This is a genomic window from Streptomyces curacoi, from assembly GCF_001513975.1.
In the GTDB taxonomy this organism is placed as follows: domain Bacteria; phylum Actinomycetota; class Actinomycetes; order Streptomycetales; family Streptomycetaceae; genus Streptomyces; species Streptomyces curacoi.
In genome coordinates, this window is record NZ_KQ947985.1 from 420,579 (window position 1) to 438,994 (window position 18,416).

Sequence of the window (18,416 nt, forward strand, 5' to 3'; positions counted from 1 at the left end):
TCCGGAGGGAGCCCATGGGCGCGGGGAAATGGTGGGGAGGCGATCTTGGGGTCCCCGGTAGGCTTGGGGGAAGTTTCACGTGAAACACGCCCCCCGATCCGCGAAGACTGGATGAACGACGATGCATCGGTACAGGTCCCACACCTGCGGCGAGCTCCGCTCCTCTGACGTCGGCACCGACGTCCGGCTGAGTGGCTGGCTGCACAATCGGCGCGACCTGGGCGGCATCCTCTTCATCGATCTGCGCGACCACTACGGCATCACGCAGCTCGTCGCCCGTCCCGGCACGCCCGCGTACGAGGCTCTCGACAAGCTGTCCAAGGAGTCGACCCTCCGCGTCGACGGCAAGGTCGTCTCCCGCGGCGCCGAGAACATCAACCCCGACCTGCCCACCGGCGAGATCGAGGTGGAGGTCGGCGAGGTCGAGCTGCTCGGCGCGGCCGCCCCGCTGCCGTTCACGATCAACACCGAGGACGGGGTCAACGAGGAGCGGCGCCTGGAGTACCGCTTCCTGGACCTGCGCCGCGAGCGCATGCACCGCAACATCATGCTGCGTACGGCGGTCATCTCGGCGATCCGCCACAAGATGACGGCGCTCGGCTTCAACGAGATGGCGACGCCGATCCTGTCCGCGACCTCCCCCGAGGGCGCCCGCGACTTCGTCGTCCCCTCCCGCCTGCACCCGGGCAAGTTCTACGCCCTTCCCCAGGCGCCGCAGCAGTTCAAGCAGCTGCTGATGATCTCGGGCTTCGACCGCTACTTCCAGATCGCGCCCTGCTTCCGTGACGAGGACGCGCGCGCGGACCGCTCGCCGGGCGAGTTCTACCAGCTCGACATCGAGATGAGCTTCGTCGAGCAGGAGGACGTCTTCCAGCCCGTCGAGAAGCTGATGACGGAGCTGTTCGAGGAGTTCGGCGGCGGCCGCCACGTCACGTCCCCCTTCCCGCGGATCCCGTTCCGCGAGGCGATGCTGAAGTACGGCTCCGACAAGCCGGACCTGCGCGCCCAGCTGGAGCTCGTCGACATCACCGACATCTTCGAGAACAGCGAGTTCAAGGCGTTCGCCGGCAAGCACGTGCGCGCGCTGCCCGTTCCGGCCGTCCAGGACCAGCCCCGCAAGTTCTTCGACCAGCTCGGCGAGTTCGCGATCTCGCTGGGCGCCAAGGGCCTGGCCTGGGTGCGGGTCGCCGAGGACGGTTCGCTGACCGGCCCGATCGCCAAGTTCCTCACCGAGGAGAACATCAAGGTCCTCACCGAGCGTCTCGGTCTGGAGGCCGGCCACGCCGTGTTCTTCGGCGCGGGCGAGTTCGACGAGGTCTCGAAGATCATGGGCGCCGTGCGGGTGGAGGCCGCCAAGCGGGCCGGGCACTTCGAGGAGGGCGTCTTCCGGTTCTGCTGGATCGTCGACTTCCCGATGTACGAGAAGGACGAGGAGACCGGCGCGATCGACTTCTCCCACAACCCCTTCTCGATGCCGCAGGGCGGTCTGGAGGCCCTGGAGACCCAGGACCCGCTGGACATCCTGGGCTGGCAGTACGACATCGTCTGCAACGGCGTCGAGCTGTCCTCCGGCGCGATCCGGAACCACGAGCCGGAGATCATGCTCAAGGCATTCGAGATCGCCGGGTACGACCGTGAGACGGTCGAGGAGAAGTTCGCCGGCATGCTGCGCGCCTTCCGCTTCGGCGCCCCGCCGCACGGCGGCATCGCGCCGGGCGTGGACCGCATCGTGATGCTGCTGGCCGACGAGCCGAACATCCGCGAGACCATCGCCTTCCCGCTCAACGGCAACGCCCAGGACCTGATGATGGGCGCGCCGACGGAGCTGGAGGAGGCGCGGCTGAAGGAGCTGCACCTGTCGGTGCGCAAGCCGCAGCCGAAGTAGATCCCGGCACTGGAGTGGCTCGGAACCGGCGTCGGTTCCGAGCCACTTTCGTTCACGGCGCTCATGCAGGGCTCTCACCCAGCTCTTACCCATGCTCCTGACCGGCGCCGTCCCTGACTTCCCTGCCCATGACGGGAAACCAGACGGCCGAAGGGCCGAAAAAGAAGTCGTCGGTCTCGGAGGCGCCGGGGACGCCGGAGGTGGCCTGGCTGAAGGAGTACGAGCCGGTGCCGATCGCTCCCGAGGCGCGGGCCCGGGATCACCGTCACCGACCCCGCCCGGCGCTTGTCGCCGAGCGTCTCGCAGGGTGCCGTCACTCCTCCGCCGGCGGCCTGAGCGCCTCCTCCTCCAACAGCCGCTCCGCGATGTCGTCCGCCCAGGCCCGGGTCCAGCGGCGCAGTGCCGTGACCGACTCCTCGTCCAGGCCCCGGGCGGTGAACTCCCGGTCGTCCAGGAGCTCCGTGGCCTCCAGGCGGGAGAGGAGGTCGGCCAGGTCGAGTTCGTCCCAGGCGTGGCGGCGGCCCAGTTCCTCCAGGTCGGGGAAGGTCCAGTGGGCCGCGGCGGCGTGGACGTCGATCAGGTCGCGGGCTGCGCCTCGGTCGGCCAGGGCGCGGACCTTGGTGCCGATGAGGTCGTCGAGGGCGAGCGCCGGGCCCAGCTCCGTCATGACCGGTGGGCGCCAGAAGGTCTCCTTGAGGAGGTCGACCGTACGTTCCTCGTCCGTGTCGGGGTCCGTCACCAGCAGGCGGGCGGCGAGCGGGTCGGTCTCCAGCGGGCGCACCCGCCAGCCGCGTTCCGTCAGGCTGTAGCGGACCATGGCCGCGATCTGGTCCATGGGCTCGGGGTTCTCGGTCGCCAGCTCCAGCGGCGCCTTTCCCGGCGCCTCCTGGGTCAGGCCGTGTGCCCGGACCGCGCAGTCGCCGGCCAGGACGAGCGGGTAGCGGGCGCCGGCCGTGACGATGTCGGTCAGCAGATGGCTGGGCGAGGGCATGATGCCCCGATTATCGCGGTCGGGCCCCGTGGGCGGCCCGTCAACATGCGGCCGTACAGGTGCGGTTCACCGACCGGCCGAGCCGAGGCGGGTGGCCTCGGCTCGGCCGACGGGACCGGGCGGGTGGAGGTGCGGCGGGTTACTTCGCCACGAACACGGCGGGTTACTTCGCCACGAACTGCGTGAGGATCGCCTGCACCTCGTAGATGTCGACCCCCTTGGTGAACGTCTTCTGGATGGGCGTCGCCGACCCCGAGAGCCAGATCTTCAGCTCGGCGTCCAGGTCGAAGGTGCCGGCGGTCTCGACCGCGAAGTGCGTGATGCTGCGGTACGGGATGGAGTGGTACTCCACCTTCTTGCCGGTGATGCCCTGCTTGTCGACCAGGATCAGTCGGCGGTCGGTGAACAGGATGGTGTCGCGTATCAGCAGATAGGCGGCGTGCACCTGCTCACCGTTGCCCAGCAGACGCGCGTAGTCCTGCTGCGCCTGCCCCTGATCGATGCTGTGTGCGTTCCCGAACAGTGCCATGGATGGATCCCCCCACGCATTGGCTTGGATGTCTGGTCATGTCCCAGTAAGTCACTGGCTTCACATGATCTTCGCAATGTATAGCGCCTTGGGGGTTGCCCCGCATAGAGGCGAACGGCCGCGGAAGTGATCAGGTGTCGTACGTACCGTCCCAGGGCGCGCCGAAGCCCAGGTGGTCGGGGTAGAGCTCGGCCCAGGGCTCCCCGTCGTCCTCTCCGGTCACCAGGCCGAACAGCACGCCGTCGACGGTGAGTTGGAAGGGCCGGACGGAGATGTCCGTGTAGGTGCGCCGGGGGAGGCTGCGCAGCATGGTCGCCAGGTGGGCACGGGCGCGGGCGAGGACCGAGTCGGGGCCGTGCGGGGCGCGCTGCTGCTCGGCCCAGGTGCCGGCACACCAGATCTCCGAGTCGCGGTAGGTGCCGTCGGCGTCGAAGGTGTGCAGGACCGAGTAGAGGCGTTTGTGCTCTTCCCAGCCGGCGCCGAGGTCGAATCCCTTGGGAAAGGCGTAGGTGACCGATCCCATGAACTGCCCGTCCGCGTAACGGCCGATCGCCTCGGTACGGCCGTGCGGCTCGTAGGCGATCGGGATGACCTCAGGGACTGCCATGGCGGAAACCATACGGTCGTGGTGGGGGGCATGGTGGCGGCAGGGTGGGATCGATGCCAACCGGATGGGCAACATCCGCGTGATGTCCTCAACTTGGGCACCGATCGGCCAAGAGTTTCACGGCAACCTTTCCGATCTCCGCGACCACAGACCCTTCGGAAGCCCGCCCACGCGGGCTCGCTCGCCGGTGCGCGAGCCTCACCGAAGCACGTAAGGACTCATTCGTGGCAACCCCTTCCCACCGCCGTTCCCTCCGCAAGCGCCGCACCGTCGTGGTCACCGCCGCCGCCGTCGCGGCGGCCGGCATCGGTGCCGGTGTCCTCGTGATGAACGCGAACGCCGGGGTGGTCGACCTCTACCACCAGACGCTGCCCGCGAAGGACGGCTGGGCGGCCGCCGGCTCGGGTACGACGGGCGGCTCGAAGGCCGACTCCGCGCATGTGTACACCGTCAGCACCCGTGCGCAGCTGGTGAAGGCGCTGGGCTCGGTCTCCGACACCACCCCGCGGATCATCAAGGTCAAGGGCACCATCGACGCCAACACCAGCGACGCCGGCAAGGCGTTGACCTGCGCCGACTACGCCTCCGGCACCGGCTACTCGCTGTCCGCCTACCTCAAGGCCTACGACCCGGCCACCTGGGGCGAGAAGGCGCCGTCGGGCACGCAGGAGAACGCCCGTAAGGCCGCCGCGGAGAAGCAGAAGAAGAACATCGTCTTCCGGGTGCCGGCCAACACCACCATCGTGGGCGTCCCCGGCACGAACGCCGGCATCAAGGGCGGCAGCCTGCAGGTGCAGAACGTCAAGAACGTCATCATCCGCAATCTGACCTTCTCCGCCACCGAGGACTGCTTCCCGCAGTGGGACCCGACGGACGGCTCGGCCGGCGAGTGGAACTCCAACTACGACTCGGTGACCCTGCGCGGCGCGACGAACGTCTGGGCCGACCACAACGCGTTCACGGACGCGCCCCGCTTCGACGCGTCCCTGAAGACGTACTTCGGCCGCAAGTACCAGTTCCACGACGGCGCCCTCGACATCACCAACGGCTCCGACCTGGTGACCGTCGAGCGCAACGTGTTCGACTGCCACGACAAGACGATGCTGATCGGCAGCAGCGACTCCGACAGCAGCGGCAAGCTGCGGGTCACCATCCACCACAACGTGTGGAAGGGCATCGTCCAGCGCGCCCCGCTGGCCCGCATCGGGCAGATCCACCTCTTCAACAACCTCTACGACACGACCACGCTGAACGGCTACGCGCCGAAGTACAGCATCGACTCCCGTGCCAAGGCCCAGGTCGTCGCCGAGCACAACGCCTGGAAGCTGCCGTCCGGCGCCAAGGTCGCCAAGCTGCTGAGCGGTGACGGCACCGGCTCCGTCGCCGGCAGCGGCAACCTCGTCAACGGCACGGCGACCGACATCGTGGCCGCCTACAACGCCGGGAGCTCGAAGAAGATCAAGACGACGGTGAACTGGACGCCGACGCTCACGGCGGGGCTCCAGACGTCCGCGAAGAACCTGGCGGCCGAGCTGGCGAAGACGGCCGGCCCCGGGGTGCTCTCCTGACACCCGTGCCGGTCAACCGCGGCGGCGCCACCAGCGGCGGGGGCGTTCAGCGGGTGCGGAGGGGGTGGTCGGCGCGGTGGTGCGCAGGGAGTCCCGGATCTGGTCGAACGTCGCCACGCGGTGGCGGCCGAAGCCGTGGTCGTCGGGTGGGAGGGTCACGCCCGCGCAGACCAGCTTGAAGCCGTCGCCCTCCTGGGGCAGACCCAGGAAGACCGGGGCGCCCACGCAGCCCTCGGGGAGTTCGCCGCCCCAGCGGACGCTCTCGTCCGTGGCACGGGCCAGGGCGCCCACCGCGACCATCTGGCTCCGCTCCCCGCCCTCGCCCACGTCATGGCCGAGGACGTACGCCCGCATCGGGTCGCCGCCGATGCGGGCGATGTCCTGTGCGCGGGCCGCGATGCCGTCGGTTATCTCGTCGGTGGTCCAGGTCCAGCCCTTGCGCCGGGCGTATGCGTGCAGACCGGCGGCGGGCTGCACGGCCACACCGACGTCGTCGAGGTGTGTCCAGCCGTCCGCGAAGTCGGTCATCAGCAGCTTGCCGGCCGTGGGGGCTGGATCGCCCAGCTGGGGGCGGAGCGTCACCTCGGCGAGGTCCATGCGGGTCGGTTCGGCGGCCGTGACCAGATACTGCCGGACCAGCTCGGTGTCGCCGTCGTGGCCCACCAGGTCGTTGAACCAGAAGGCCGTCGCGTACGGCCCCGGGCGGTGGGCGCGCTGGAAGGGCAGGGTCGCGCGGGCGGCGTGGGCCAGGATCGCGTCGACGGTGGCCTGTTCGAGGCCCGGCAGATCGGACATGAGCAGGGAGCCTAATCGGCCGAGGGAGCTTTGATCCCGCGGGTTTCCTCGGCTCTCCGTCACACATCCGCCGCGCCCGGCGTCAGGGAGGCAGTGGACCCGCCGCACGGCACGGAACGTGCGGTACCGACTGCACCCGACCAGGAGTTCTCATGCGGATCGCGTACGTCGTCGTCACCCTCGTCGCCGCCCTGATGGCCGGCTTCTCAGGTGCCGTGCTGCTCCTGCGCGCCCAGTGGATCGTGAAGACGCTCAATGACTACGGAGTGCCCCGGTCGTGGTGGACCTGGCTGGGGCTGGCGAAGGCCACCGGCGCCGTGGGGCTGGTGGTCGGGCTGTTCGTGCCGGTGATCGGGGTGCTGGCGGGGGTGGGGCTGGTGCTCTACTTCCTCGGGGCGGCCGTGACCGTGGCCAGGGCCGGGTGGTACTCCCACATTCCGTTCCCGCTGGTCTACGCGGCGCCGGTGGTCGGCGCCCTGGCGCTCGCGTACGCGAGCTGACCGGCGGACGCACCCGGGCCCGGGGACCAGTCGTCCGAGACTGGTCCCCGGGCCCGGGTGCGTGCGTGTGTGCTCGTGCGTGCGTGTGTGCGGCTCGTGCTACGCCGTCGAACGCTCTACTCCGACTCGCCGCCGAAGCGCTCCTTGTAGGCCTCCAGGTCTTCGTCCGTGAGCTTGGCGAAGAGGACCGGGGGGACCGTGAAGGGGGTGCCGGCGGGGACCGCGTCCAGGGACTTGGCCTCGTCCGCGCTCACCCAGGTCGCCGTGTCGTCCTTCAGGGAGAACGCCTGGCGCATGGCGGCCGCCGTCGTCGGGATGAACGGCTCCGAGACCACCGCGTACAGGTGGATCAGGTTCATCGCCGTACGGAGGGTGAGGGCGGCGCCGTCCTTGTCGGTCTTGATCTCCAGCCAGGGGGCCTTCTCTTCGAGGTAGGAGTTGCCCGCGGACCACAGGGCGCGCAGCGCCGCGGCGGCCTTGCGGAACTGGAGGGCCTCCATGTGCTGCTCGTACTCGGCGAGAAGCTCGGCGATCTGCTCGCCCAGCCGCGCCTCCGCCTCGCCGGGCTCGGCGCCGGCCGGTACCTCCTCGCCGAAGCGCTTCTTGGAGAAGGACAGGACACGGTTGACGAAGTTGCCGAGCGTGTCGGCGAGGTCCTTGTTGACCGTCGCCGTGAAGTGCTCCCAGGTGAAGGACGAGTCGTCCGACTCGGGCGCGTTGGCGATGAGGAAGTAGCGCCAGTAGTCGGCGGGGAGGATCTCCAGCGCCTGGTCGGTGAAGACACCGCGCTTCTGGGAGGTGGAGAACTTACCGCCGTAGTACGTCAGCCAGTTGAAGGCCTTGACGAAGTCGACCTTCTTCCACGGCTCGCGGATGCCGAGCTCGGTGGCCGGGAACATCACGGTGTGGAAGGGGACGTTGTCCTTCGCCATGAACTGGGTGTAACGGACGTCGGTGTCCACGTCGTACCACCACGACTTCCAGTCGCGGTTCTCCGGGTCCTGGTCCGACCATTCCTTGGTCGCGCCGAGGTACTCGATCGGCGCGTCGAACCAGACGTAGAAGACCTTGCCCTCGGCCGCCAGCTCCGGCCAGGTGTCCGCCGGGACGGGGACGCCCCAGTCCAGGTCACGGGTGATCGCGCGGTCGTGCAGGCCCTCGGTCAGCCACTTGTGGGCGATGGAGGACGCCAGGTGCGGCCATACGCCGTCGTGCCGGGCGACCCACTCCATGACCTCGCGCTGGAGCTTGGACTGGAGGAGGAAGAGGTGCTTGGTCTCGCGGACCTCCAGGTCGGTGGAGCCGGAGATCGCCGAGCGCGGGTTGATCAGGTCGGTCGGGTCGAGTACGCGCGTGCAGTTCTCGCACTGGTCGCCGCGGGCCTTGTCGTAGCCGCAGTGGGGGCAGGTGCCCTCGACGTAGCGGTCCGGGAGGAAGCGGCCGTCGGCGGGCGAGTACACCTGGCGGATGGCGCGCTCTTCGATGAAGCCGTTCTCGTGGAGCTTGCGGGCGAAGTGCTGGGTGATCTCGACGTTCTGGGGGCTGGAGCTGCGGCCGAAGTAGTCGAAGGCCAGCGCGAAGCCGTCGTAGACCGCCTTCTGGGCGTCGTGCGCCTGCGCGCAGAAGTCCGCCACGGGCAGGCCCTGCTCCTTCGCCGCCAGCTCGGCCGGGGTGCCGTGCTCGTCCGTCGCGCAGATGTAGAGGACGTCGTGGCCGCGCTGGCGGAGGTACCTGGAGTACACGTCCGCCGGGAGCATGGACCCCACCATGTTGCCCAGGTGCTTGATTCCGTTGATGTACGGAAGGGCGCTGGTGATGAGGTGTCGAGCCATCGCGGGCTGCTCCCAAGTCGCTACGTGGGGTGACGGGCGCCGGGTTTCGGGGCGTCTGTCGTTGTTTTTTCGAACCTTGGAATCGTAGCCGACATGGGTGGGCCGCCCGCTTCCCGTTTTAGCGGGTGAGAAGCGGGCGGCCGGGTTTCGTGGGGGTGAGTGCTGCGGGTGTTACGGGCGCCAGTTCGCCAGGATGCCCTCGTAGAGCTGCTTGTCGGTCAGCTCCAGTGGGGTCTCGCCTGCCATGAAGTGGGCGGTGTTGTCCGTCTTGAGCTTGCGGAGGTAGTCGAAGGCCTTCTGGTCGGGGTCACCGAAGGCGACGAAGCAGAAGAACACGGAGGGGTGGTTCTTCGCGGCCACGGTGAGGGCGTGGGTGGCCGGGGTCTTGGCGTCGGGGGCGCCGTCGGTCTGGAAGATCACCAGGGCGTGGGTGTCGGGGGACGTCTTGTGGTGGTGGGTGATGACTTCCTCGACGGCCACGTGGTAGCTGGTACGGCCCATGCGGCCGAGGCTCGCGTGGAGCTCGTCGATCTTGTTCTCGTGGTCGGTGAGGGTGAGGTCGGCGGTGCCGTCGAGTTCCGTGGAGAAGAAGACGACGTGGACCGTGGGGTTGGCGGTCTCGGGGTCGAGGTGGGCGGCGAGGGCGAGGGTCTGGTCGCCGAGGGCCTGGGCGGAGCCGTCCTTGTAGTACGGCCGCATGGACGCGGAGCGGTCCAGGACGAGGTAGACCTTGGCTCGGGTGCCGGTGAGGTTGTGCTTCTTCAGGGCGGTGGCGGCGGCGCGGTGCGCTGTGCGCAGGGTTCGGGGGATAGGGGGAGCGGGGTTGGCTTCGGGGGTGGGTTCCGTGGCCGGTTCGGGAGTGGCCTCGGCTTCGCCTTCGGCCTTTGTGTTCCCACCCGCACCACCCGTGCGGGTTTCGTCGTCGGGTGCGGGTGGCCCCTGTGGGGTGTTCTCGCCGTCGGCGGCTGCGGGCTCGTTGGGGGTCGGTTCCGTGGCCGGTTCGGGAGTGGGCTCGGCGGTCACCGGCTCAGGGGCGGGCTCCTCGGCGGCCGGGGTCTCCGTGATGGGTTCCTCGGCGGCGGGCTGCTCCGCCACCGGCGTCTCCGTGACCGGCTCCTCGGTCACCGGCTCCTCGGCGACCGGCGTCTCCGTGACCGGCTCCTCGGCGACCGGCGTCTCCGTGACCGGCTGCTCCGCCACCGGCGTCTCCGTGACCGGCTCCTCCGCGGCGGGCTGCTCCGCCACCGGTGTCTCCGTGACCGGCTCCTCCGCGGCGGGCTGCTCCGCCACCGGTGTCTCCGTGACCGGCTCCTCCGCCACCGGCGTCTCCGCGGCGGGTTCCTCCGTCGTCGGCGGTTCCGTCGGCTCTGCGGGCTTGGGGACCGTGATGTTGTCGAAGGCGGCCGCGACCAGTTCGTGTTCTTCCTGTTCGGTCCGGTCCGACTCCGTCGGTTCCGTCCGCTCCGCCTGCTCGGGCACGGTCGGCTTCGCCGGCTCCGATGCCCGCGGTTCCGGCACCTGTGCGGTGGCCGGCGGCTGGGGCTCCGGGGTCGGGGAGGGGACCGTGGGCTGCGGTTCCGGCGAAGGAGTCACACCCTCTGCCTCGGCGGTACGCCCCTTGCGTGACCGGCCGAACGCGTTCCGCAGGAGAGTGAGAATGCCCATGTGCGCAACCCTTCGCGTGAGTTGATGCCCGTCGATCCCTGGCCAGGACGGACACGTAAGGTTAGCGGCCCCGGGTGGCGATCTTGGGGAGGGGCTGGCACGGCGGCCCAGGTACGTCAAGGGCTCCATCGCGCCGACTCCGGCCGCGTCCTCAACTCACGTACATCTACTTCTGGTTCACCTGTAGTTCATGCAGTCGCCCCACTCCCGCACAAACGTGCCCCTACCGTCCCCCACGCTGCACTCAAGGGGAAGCAGGGAGAAAGACACACCATGCGCATTCCGTTGCCGATCATCAGAACGAACAGTGACTCGCACCCTGGGGGCCGGGCCGCCCTGACCTGCCGGTTCCGGTGTGGTGACGCCTGTTTCCACGAGGTGCCCAATACCACCACGAACCCGTACGTAGGGGACGTAATCGCCGAAGCCGTCAGCCGCCGTACGACGCTGCGCGCCGCCGCCGTCGTCACCGCGGCCGCCGCCGTGGGCGCCTCCGCCACCGTCGCCGCGCCGAAGGCGGGCGCCGCCGAGGCCGCCGCCGCGACCGAGCGGACCGGCACCTTCGGCCGCGGCGCCCGTGGCCTGCGCTTCACGCCCGTCGCGCCCAACACGCACGACACCGTGACCATCCCGGACGGCTACGCGCAGAACATCGTCATCCGCTGGGGCGAGCCCATCCTGCGCGGCGCGCCCGCGTTCGACCCGGACAACCAGACCGGCGAGGCGCAGTCCAAGCAGTTCGGGTACAACAACGACTTCCTCGCCCTGCTCCCGCTGCCGGGCGAGCGGAACCGGCAGATCCTCGTCGCCAACCACGAGTACACCGATGAAGTGCTCATGTTCCGTGGCTACGACGCCGACAACCCCACCCGGCAGCAGGTCGAGGTCGCCTGGGCCGCGCACGGGCTGTCCGCCGTCGTGGTGGAAGGGGACCGCAGGAGCGGGAAGCTGACCGCCGTGCCGCGGCACCCGCTCAACCGGCGGGTCACGGCCACGACGGAGTTCAAGGTCACCGGCCCGGCCGCCGGCTCCGACCTGCTGAAGACCTCCGCCGACCCGAGCGGCACCAAGGTCCTCGGCACCCTGAACAACTGCTCCGGCGGTGTCACCCCGTGGGGCACCACCCTGCACGGCGAGGAGAACTTCAACCAGTACTTCGCCAACGCCACCCGTACGACCGACAAGCGGTACGGACTGGGCACGGGCGCGAGCGAGCGCAAGTGGGAGCGGTTCGACAAGCGGTTCGACGTGGCACAGGAGCCGAACGAGCCGCACCGGTTCGGGTACGTCGTCGAGCTCGACCCGTACGACCCCACCTCCAAGCCCCGCAAGCACACCGCGCTCGGCCGCTTCAAGCACGAGGGCGCGACCGTGCGGCTGACCGAGGACGGGCGGCCCGTCGTCTACTCCGGGGACGACGAGCGCTTCGACTACTTCTACAAGTTCGTCGGCAGCAAGCGGATGAAGAAGGGGTCCTCGCGGGCGGTGCGGGAGCACAATCTCTCGCTGCTCGACGAGGGGACGCTCTACGTCGCCAAGCTCACCGGCGACTCCCCGGCCATCGAGATCGACGGGAGCGGGAAGCTGCCCGCCGACGGCGAGTTCGACGGCAGCGGAGAGTGGATCCCGCTGGCCACCGCCACGGCCGACGGCGCCGTCTCGCACGTCGAGGGCATGACGGCGGACGAGGTGTTCGTCTTCACCCGCATCGCTGGTGACAAGGTCGGCGCGACGAAGATGGACCGGCCCGAGGACATCGAGCCGAACCCGCACACCGGCAAGGTGTACGTCGCCCTCACCAACAACTCCAACCGCGGCAAGAGCGGCTACGCCGGCGTCGACGAGGCCAACCCGCGCATCGGCAACAAGCACGGCCAGGTCCTGGAGCTGACCGAGCGCTGGAACCGCGCCGACAGCAAGAAGTTCGCCTGGTCGCTGTTCCTGGTGGCCGGCGACCCGAACGACCCGGCCACCTACTTCGCCGGGTTCCCGAAGGAGGACGTCTCCCCGATCTCCTGCCCGGACAACGTCGCCTTCGACTCCTACGGCAACCTGTGGATCTCCACCGACGGCAACGCCCTCGGCTTCCACGACGGCCTCTTCGGTGTCGCTACGCGCGGTGAACGGCGTGGTGAGCTGAAGCAGTTCCTGAGCATGCCGAAGGGCGCGGAGACCTGCGGCCCGGTCATCCAGGACCGCCGGGTGCTCGTCGCGGTGCAGCACCCGGGCGAGATCGACGGTGCGACGGCCGAGAAGCCGCTGAGCAACTGGCCCGAGGGCCCCGGCAAGCTCAACCGCCCGGCGGTCGTGGCGGTGTGGCGCAAGGACGGCTGCGACATCGGCGCCTGAGCCGGCAGCGACCGGTGACGGTGCTACGGGAGTGCTGGGACCGGCGGCTGCCGCTCGCCGTCGCGTTCCAGCCACTCCCGGTAGGCCGGTGCCTGCCGCGCCGCCTCCCAGTACGCCTCCTCCAGGGCGGGGTAGACGCCGTCCAGGTCCGTCTCCGTACGGGCCGCGAGGAGCAGCCGTACGCCGAGGGGGTCGCCGCGCAGGCGCCGTACCGCCATGGTGGGGGTGTCGGCGTGGGTCGGCTGGCAGACGGTGACCACCTCGCCGGTGGCCACCAGGGCGTCGGCCGTGTAGTAGTCGCCGTGCAGGACGTGCGGGTTGACGCCGGCCGTGCGGAACATCCGCTGGACGGCGTCCCACTCGCCGTCGACCGTGGGGTCGATCATCCAGCGGTCGTCGGCCAGGTCGCGCAGGTCGACCTCCGGTTTCGCCGCCGCCGGGTGATCGGCGGGCAGTGACACGAACTGCGGCTCGCGTTCCATCAGCACGCGCAGCCGAAGCTCCGGTGGGATGCGCAGGGGGTAGCCCTCCACCTCGTGCACGAAGGCGACGTCCAGCTGGCCGTCGGCGACCATGCGCAGCAGGGCGTTGGGGGAGACGTTCATATGGAGGGTCGGGTCCTGGCCGTGGCCGCGCAGCCGGCGCAGCCAGCCCGCCAGGGCCTTGCTGGCCGTCGAGCCGACGCGCAGCTGCGGGCCGCCCGCCGCGGCTGCCCTCGCCTCGGTGACCAGGGCACGCATATCGGCCACCAGGGGGCGGGCGCGGCTGAGGACGAGGCGGCCCAGCGGGGTGGGGCGGCAGCCGGATCTCGCGCGCAGGAACAGCGCGCCGCCCAGTTCCTGCTCGATCCGCCGCAGTTGGGTGCTGAGCGACGGCTGGGCGACGCCCAGTTGGCGCGCGGCCCGGTGCAGACTGCCGGTGTCGGCTATGGCGCACAGCGCGCGGAGGTGCCTCACCTCAAGTTCCATGCCCTTGGAGACTAAAGCGGAACCAAAGGTTTCACCAGCCGCACAAACCCCCTCGGAAGCCGGTCAATCCGGGCACCGATAGGACCGCGCTATCGCCGGTTGCCATCATCACAGCCGCCGCACAGGGGCCGAAACTCACGTGTTGAACGACTCACCCCCCACCTAGGAGTCCTTCGATGCGTATGCGCATGTCCCTGTCCGCCCGTACGGCGGCGGTCCTCACCCTCAGTCTGGCAACGGCCGGGCTGGGCACGGCGGTTCCCGCCGCCGCCGCTCCCGTCCACGCCGGCTACGTCGCCAAGTCCGCCGACTCCGAGGCAAGCCGGGCCTTCTTCCAGGCCGTCCTGGAGTCGGTCGCCGAGAAGCGCGCCGCGAACCCGAAGGCCGCCGCGGCCGTCACGGTCGTGTACGACGCCTCCCGCGCGCCCACCTTCCGCGCCCAGATAGCCCGCAGCACCGAGATATGGAACGGCTCGGTGTCGAACGTCAAGCTGCAGGAGGGCTCCAACGCCGACTTCACCTACCGTGAGGGCAACGACCCGCGTGGCTCCTACGCCTCCACCGACGGGCACGGCAACGGCTACATCTTCCTCGACTACCAGCAGAACCAGGAGTACGACTCCACGCGGGTGACCGCGCACGAGACCGGCCATGTGCTCGGGCTGCCCGACCACTACGAGGGGCCGTGCAGTGAGCTGATGTCGGGCGGCGGGCCCGGCCCGTCGTGCACGAACGCGATTCCGGACGCCAACGAGCGGGCCAGGGTCGAGCGGCTGTGGGCGAACGGGTTCGCTGCCGCGATGGACAAGGCGCTGCACAAGGCCGCGCGCTAGCGCGCCGTTCTCAAGGACCCACCCCCCACATGGCGCGGTCGCCCTCCTGCACAGGGCGGCCGCGCCGGCGTGTGGTCCGCCCAAGAGCTCGGGTGGTGTGTCGTGGTGGGCGGCTGCGGGTTGTGGGTGGCTGGTCGTGCAGTTCCCCGCGCCCCTTCGAGGTTGGCTTCAGTGCGGGGAAGCGATTGCTCGTGCCGCCGCTACCTCTTGCCGTAGTGGCTCCAGGACGCTCTCCGGTGAGCCTGTGAGGTCCGTGCGGACCGCGTAGAGGGTCTCGGCCTCCCGCAGGCCCTCCGCCAACTCCTTCAGCTGACGCGCCACCTGCGCCACCTCGCCCGCCGACGGCGGAGCCGCCCCGTGTTTCACGCGGACCCGTGCCGCGGTCGTCGCGTCCACGATGCGCTCCACGGCGACGACCAGCGGCCACCACGCCGCCGCCCGGCGTCCGGTGGGCGGCGGCTCGGTCAGGGCGCGCTGGAACTCCGTACGGATGGCGGAGAGGTCCCGGTAGAGGCGGCGCCGCATGCGGGCGCGGGCCGGCGGGTCGACGGCGTCCGGTCCGAAGGCGCCCTCCACATAGCGCGCGGTGTCGTCCACCGCGTCGGCGAGCCGGTCGCCGACCCGCGTGTGCCAGCTCTCCGGCCACAGCAGATAACCGGCGACGAGCGCGATCGCGCAGCCCAGGAGGGAGTCGACCAGGCGAGGCAGCAGCAGCGCGGTGCCCGCGCGGTTCAGGACGTCCGACAGGAGCAGGATGACGGGGGTGATGGCGGCCGTCTGGTAGCCGTAGCCGCGCGGGGTGAAGGCCGGGATCAGCGGCGCGAGCAGCAGCATCGCCGGTACGTCCCACCAGCCGCGCGGCACCTCCGCGAGCACCGCCGCCGCGATGACCAGGCCGGCGACCGTGCCGAGGGCGCGCAGCAGGGCGCGGGAGAAGACGGAGCCGAAGTCGGGCTTGAGGACGAAGGTGATGGTGAGGGCGACCCAGTAGGAGCGGGGGACCTGGACGAGGGAGACCAGCGCCTGGGCCAGCCCGATGCACAGGGCGAGGCGCAGGCCGTAGCGCCAGGAGGCGGCGGAGAGGGCGACGCTGCGGGTGGCGCGGGCGGCGCGGATGCCGAGCGTGGCCGGCCGGCCGAGGCGGTCGTCGATGCCGCGGGGGTCGACGTCCGGTGCGGTGACGACCTCGGCGGTGTGGCGCAGGGCGTGGTCGACCGCGCGGGCGGTCTGGGTCGTCGGGCTGGGCAGCCTCAGCCCGGCCGGTCCCGGGGAGCCGGTCTCCACGGCCTCGGCGAGGCGCCGTACGGCCTCCGGGAGCTCGGGCGGGAGGGGGCTGCCGCTGAGGTGTGCGGCGGGGGCGGCCTCCACGACCGGGGTGATGGCGTTCAACTGGGCGAGCAGCCGGGTCAGTTCGGGGCTGCGGCCGTGGTGGCGGGCGCGGTGGGCGAGGACGGTGTCGTACGACTGGTTCAGGGACTGGGTGACGGCGTGCCGGGCGTCGTCGTAGGCCTGGGTGCTGTCGCTGCCGCAGGCCGCCAGCAACTCGGCGACCGCCCGGTAGGTGCCGGCCACCGCGACGCGTTCGGGGACCCCGGACCGCAGCGGCCAGGCGAGCAGCGCGAGGAGCAGGACGAGCAGCCCGCCGCCGGACATCAGCAGCGGCGCGAGCCACCACTCGCCCGGCATCGGCAGGCCCGCGCCGACCACGCAGGTCAGCAGCAGCACCAGCCCCGACGCGGAGGCGACCGCGCCGATCGTCGAGATCATCCCGGAGATCAGCGCGACACCGGTGACGGCGGCGACGGCGACCCAGCCGTGGCCGTGCACCAGGGACCCCAGGGTGATGCCCACGGCGCCGAAGAGCTGGGGGATCGCGATGGTGGGGATGCGGACGCGGTAGGCGGTGGCGGTGTCGCTGATGACGCCGTTGAGGGCGCCCATGGAGGCGAGGGCGCCGTAGGCGGGGCGGTCGGCGGCGAGGCCGAGGGCCAGCGGGAGGGCCATCGCGATCGCGGCGCGGACCACGGCCGGCCGGTTGACGGGGGCCTGCTGGGCCCGGAGGTTCCTGACCAGCCAGTCGGGGGGCGTGAGGCTGACGGGGAACTCGCGGGGCATGCGCCCATTATGGGCGGCCTTGTTCACCTGCTCGGCGCTGGTGGAGCGTGACGTCGACGAGCAGGGCGCGGTGGTCGGTGCCGGTCAGGTCGAGGAAGCGGGCGGTGCGGGCGGAGAGGTCGGCGGACAGGAGCACATGGTCGATCTGCACGCCGAACGTCGGTGCGGTGCGGGCCGGCCAGCTGGGCGTGCGGTCGTGGCCGGTGAGCCGGGCGGCGTCGCGCAGGCCGGTGTCGAGGATGCGGCGGAAGGCGGCGTGGTCCTGGGAGGCGTTGAAGTCGCCGGCGAGGACGAGGGGCGTCCGGTCGTGCTCGGCGGCGAAGTCGTGCAGCGCGTCGAGTTCCCGCCGCCAGAGGCCGATCTGGCCCGGGAGCGGCGGCATGGGGTGCGCGAGCTGCAGCCGTACGGCGTGTCCGCGGACGTCGGCGACGGCGCCGGGCATGGCCATGGTGCCGGCGACCGCGCCCGCGGGCCGGAGCGGGAAGCGGCTGAGGACGACCGAGCCCGCCGAGCCGCCGGCGATCCGGGCGGCCCGGTGCGGATAGTCGCCGGCGAGGGCACTGGTGAGGGTGGCGTCGCAGGTGTACTCGCACTCCTGGACGAACACGAGGTCCGGCCGCTCGCGGCGGACGGCGGCCACCAGGGAGTCGGTCGCGTGCCCGAACTCGACGTTCGAGGTCAGCACGCGCAAGGAGACGAGCGCGGGCCCGTCCGGCCTACCGGTCTTCCCGTACGGCTCGATGTACCAGGCCAGCAGCCCCAGCAGGCCGACGGCCCACACGGCGCCGGTCCACCAGCGCGAGAACAGGGCGAGCAGCAGCCCGCCTCCGGTGGGCACCAGCAGCCACGGCAGGAAGGCGAGGAACTGCGGGACGGGGGTGATGCCGTCGGTGTCGGCGACACGGCAGCCGACGACCGCGCTGACGCCGAGGAACAGCAGGGCGGCCGACCAGGTGCCGAGCCGCCGTCGCATCACGGCCCCGAGACTACGGGTGCGTGTCGACCCGCGCCAGGAACTCCCCCAGCGCCTCGTTGAACTCGCCCGGCCGCTCCAGGTTCGGCATATGGGCCGCCCTCTCGATCACCCGCAGTGTCGAGTCCGGGAGGGCCGCGTGCATGGCCTCGGCGTCGGAGACGGGGGTGAAGGTGTCGTCCGCGCCCACGACGACCAGGGCGGGGACCGAGACGCGGGTCAGCAGGTCGCGGTAGTCGGGGCGTTCGGCGCGGCCGCGCAGGGCCGCCGCGGCGCCCTCCGGCGGGGTCGCCGTCATCATGCCGTGGACGTGGGCCTTGACCTCGGCGTCCGCGTACGGCGCGACCATCTTCTCCAGCACCTCGTCGGCGTATCCGCGCATGCCCTCGCGCAGCAGCCGGTCCGCCATGTCGCCCCGTGCCTTCCCGCCCTCGGGCGTCTCCGCCGCCGGGAAGGTGTCCGCGAGGACCAGGCCCCGGATGCGGTGGGGGAAGCGCTCGTAGGCCTCCATGACGATCTGGCCGCCCATCGACAGGCCCGCCAGCACGAAGGTCTCCACCTTCAGGTCGTCCAGCAGGGCGTCGATGTCGCCGGCGAAGACGGAGAGCGGTGTGACGCCGGGGACGACCGGGGAGGCGCCGTAGCCGCGCAGGTCGGGGGCGATCACTCGGCGTTGGTGGGAGAACGCCTCGATCTGCGGGGCCCACATCGTGCGGTCGAAGGGGTGGCCGTGGACGAGGACAAGGGGGGCCGCAGCGGTATCGGCGCCTTTGTCCTCGTATGCGAGGAAGGGGGTCATGTGGACG

15 protein-coding genes are annotated in these 18,416 nt (G+C 70.7%); 5 read left to right on the forward strand and 10 right to left on the reverse strand.

What is annotated here, in order from left to right:
* Window positions 1-121: 121 nt before the first annotated feature.
* Window positions 122-1,885, forward strand: coding sequence for an aspartate--tRNA ligase (gene aspS / locus AQI70_RS07375; RefSeq protein WP_062145692.1), 1,764 nt, complete (start codon window positions 122-124; stop codon window positions 1,883-1,885).
* 313 nt (window positions 1,886-2,198) lie between these two features.
* On the opposite strand, the gene AQI70_RS07380 is transcribed toward aspS, so the two are convergent.
* From AQI70_RS07380 to AQI70_RS07390, 3 genes are all read right to left on the reverse strand, one after another.
* Window positions 2,199-2,876, reverse strand: a complete 678-nt coding sequence (locus AQI70_RS07380) for a nucleotidyl transferase AbiEii/AbiGii toxin family protein (protein ID WP_062145694.1) — start codon at window positions 2,874-2,876, stop codon at window positions 2,199-2,201.
* 163 nt (window positions 2,877-3,039) lie between these two features.
* Window positions 3,040-3,405: a PH domain-containing protein gene (locus AQI70_RS07385; protein WP_003999601.1), complete on the reverse strand. Its 366-nt coding sequence runs from the start codon at window positions 3,403-3,405 to the stop codon at window positions 3,040-3,042.
* 130 nt (window positions 3,406-3,535) lie between these two features.
* Entirely contained in the window at window positions 3,536-4,012 is a 477-nt protein-coding gene (locus tag AQI70_RS07390) for a hypothetical protein (RefSeq protein WP_062145696.1), read from the reverse strand.
* A 224-nt stretch (window positions 4,013-4,236) separates the two neighbouring features.
* Here AQI70_RS07390 and AQI70_RS07395 point away from each other — a divergent pair, with 224 nt between their 5' ends.
* A complete protein-coding gene (locus AQI70_RS07395) occupies window positions 4,237-5,580 on the forward strand; it encodes a pectate lyase family protein (protein ID WP_062145698.1) in 1,344 nt (447 codons plus the stop codon).
* 12 nt (window positions 5,581-5,592) lie between these two features.
* Here AQI70_RS07395 and AQI70_RS07400 read toward each other — a convergent pair whose 3' ends face one another.
* Window positions 5,593-6,375 carry a hypothetical protein gene (locus AQI70_RS07400; RefSeq protein WP_062145700.1) on the reverse strand — a complete coding sequence of 261 codons (783 nt, stop codon included), beginning with the start codon at window positions 6,373-6,375 and terminating at the stop codon, window positions 5,593-5,595.
* A gap of 152 nt (window positions 6,376-6,527) precedes the next feature.
* On the opposite strand from AQI70_RS07400, the gene AQI70_RS07405 reads away from it, so the two are divergent.
* A complete protein-coding gene (locus AQI70_RS07405) occupies window positions 6,528-6,875 on the forward strand; it encodes a DoxX family protein (protein WP_062145702.1) in 348 nt (115 codons plus the stop codon).
* A 116-nt stretch (window positions 6,876-6,991) separates the two neighbouring features.
* On the opposite strand, the gene metG is transcribed toward AQI70_RS07405, so the two are convergent.
* Window positions 6,992-8,707 (reverse strand): methionine--tRNA ligase, encoded by a 1,716-nt coding sequence (gene metG / locus AQI70_RS07410; protein WP_062145703.1) that lies wholly within the window; start codon window positions 8,705-8,707, stop codon window positions 6,992-6,994.
* Window positions 8,708-8,878: 171 nt separating this feature from the next.
* A complete protein-coding gene (locus AQI70_RS07415; RefSeq protein ID WP_062145705.1) occupies window positions 8,879-10,372 on the reverse strand; it encodes a VWA domain-containing protein in 1,494 nt (497 codons plus the stop codon).
* Between the two features lie 273 nt (window positions 10,373-10,645).
* Between AQI70_RS07415 and AQI70_RS07420 the strand changes: the two genes are divergently transcribed.
* Entirely contained in the window at window positions 10,646-12,721 is a 2,076-nt protein-coding gene (locus tag AQI70_RS07420; protein WP_062145707.1) for a PhoX family protein, read from the forward strand.
* Between the two features lie 23 nt (window positions 12,722-12,744).
* Here AQI70_RS07420 and AQI70_RS07425 read toward each other — a convergent pair whose 3' ends face one another.
* Entirely contained in the window at window positions 12,745-13,689 is a 945-nt protein-coding gene (locus tag AQI70_RS07425; RefSeq protein ID WP_003999593.1) for a LysR family transcriptional regulator, read from the reverse strand.
* Between the two features lie 176 nt (window positions 13,690-13,865).
* Between AQI70_RS07425 and snpA the strand changes: the two genes are divergently transcribed.
* On the forward strand, window positions 13,866-14,522 hold the full coding sequence (gene snpA / locus AQI70_RS07430) for a snapalysin (protein ID WP_062145709.1): 657 nt from the start codon (window positions 13,866-13,868) through the stop codon (window positions 14,520-14,522).
* A gap of 168 nt (window positions 14,523-14,690) precedes the next feature.
* Here the strand turns inward: snpA and AQI70_RS07435 are convergent, their stop codons facing one another.
* Genes AQI70_RS07435 through AQI70_RS07445 form a run of 3 tightly spaced genes read right to left on the reverse strand, consistent with a single transcriptional unit; the run spans window position 14,691 to window position 18,409 of the window.
* Window positions 14,691-16,637, reverse strand: a complete 1,947-nt coding sequence (locus AQI70_RS07435; RefSeq protein ID WP_062145711.1) for an FUSC family protein — start codon at window positions 16,635-16,637, stop codon at window positions 14,691-14,693.
* Window positions 16,638-16,644: 7 nt separating this feature from the next.
* Window positions 16,645-17,610 (reverse strand): endonuclease/exonuclease/phosphatase family protein, encoded by a 966-nt coding sequence (locus tag AQI70_RS07440; RefSeq protein ID WP_062145713.1) that lies wholly within the window; start codon window positions 17,608-17,610, stop codon window positions 16,645-16,647.
* Between the two features lie 13 nt (window positions 17,611-17,623).
* Window positions 17,624-18,409 (reverse strand): alpha/beta fold hydrolase, encoded by a 786-nt coding sequence (locus tag AQI70_RS07445; protein ID WP_062145715.1) that lies wholly within the window; start codon window positions 18,407-18,409, stop codon window positions 17,624-17,626.
* Window positions 18,410-18,416: the final 7 nt, after the last annotated feature.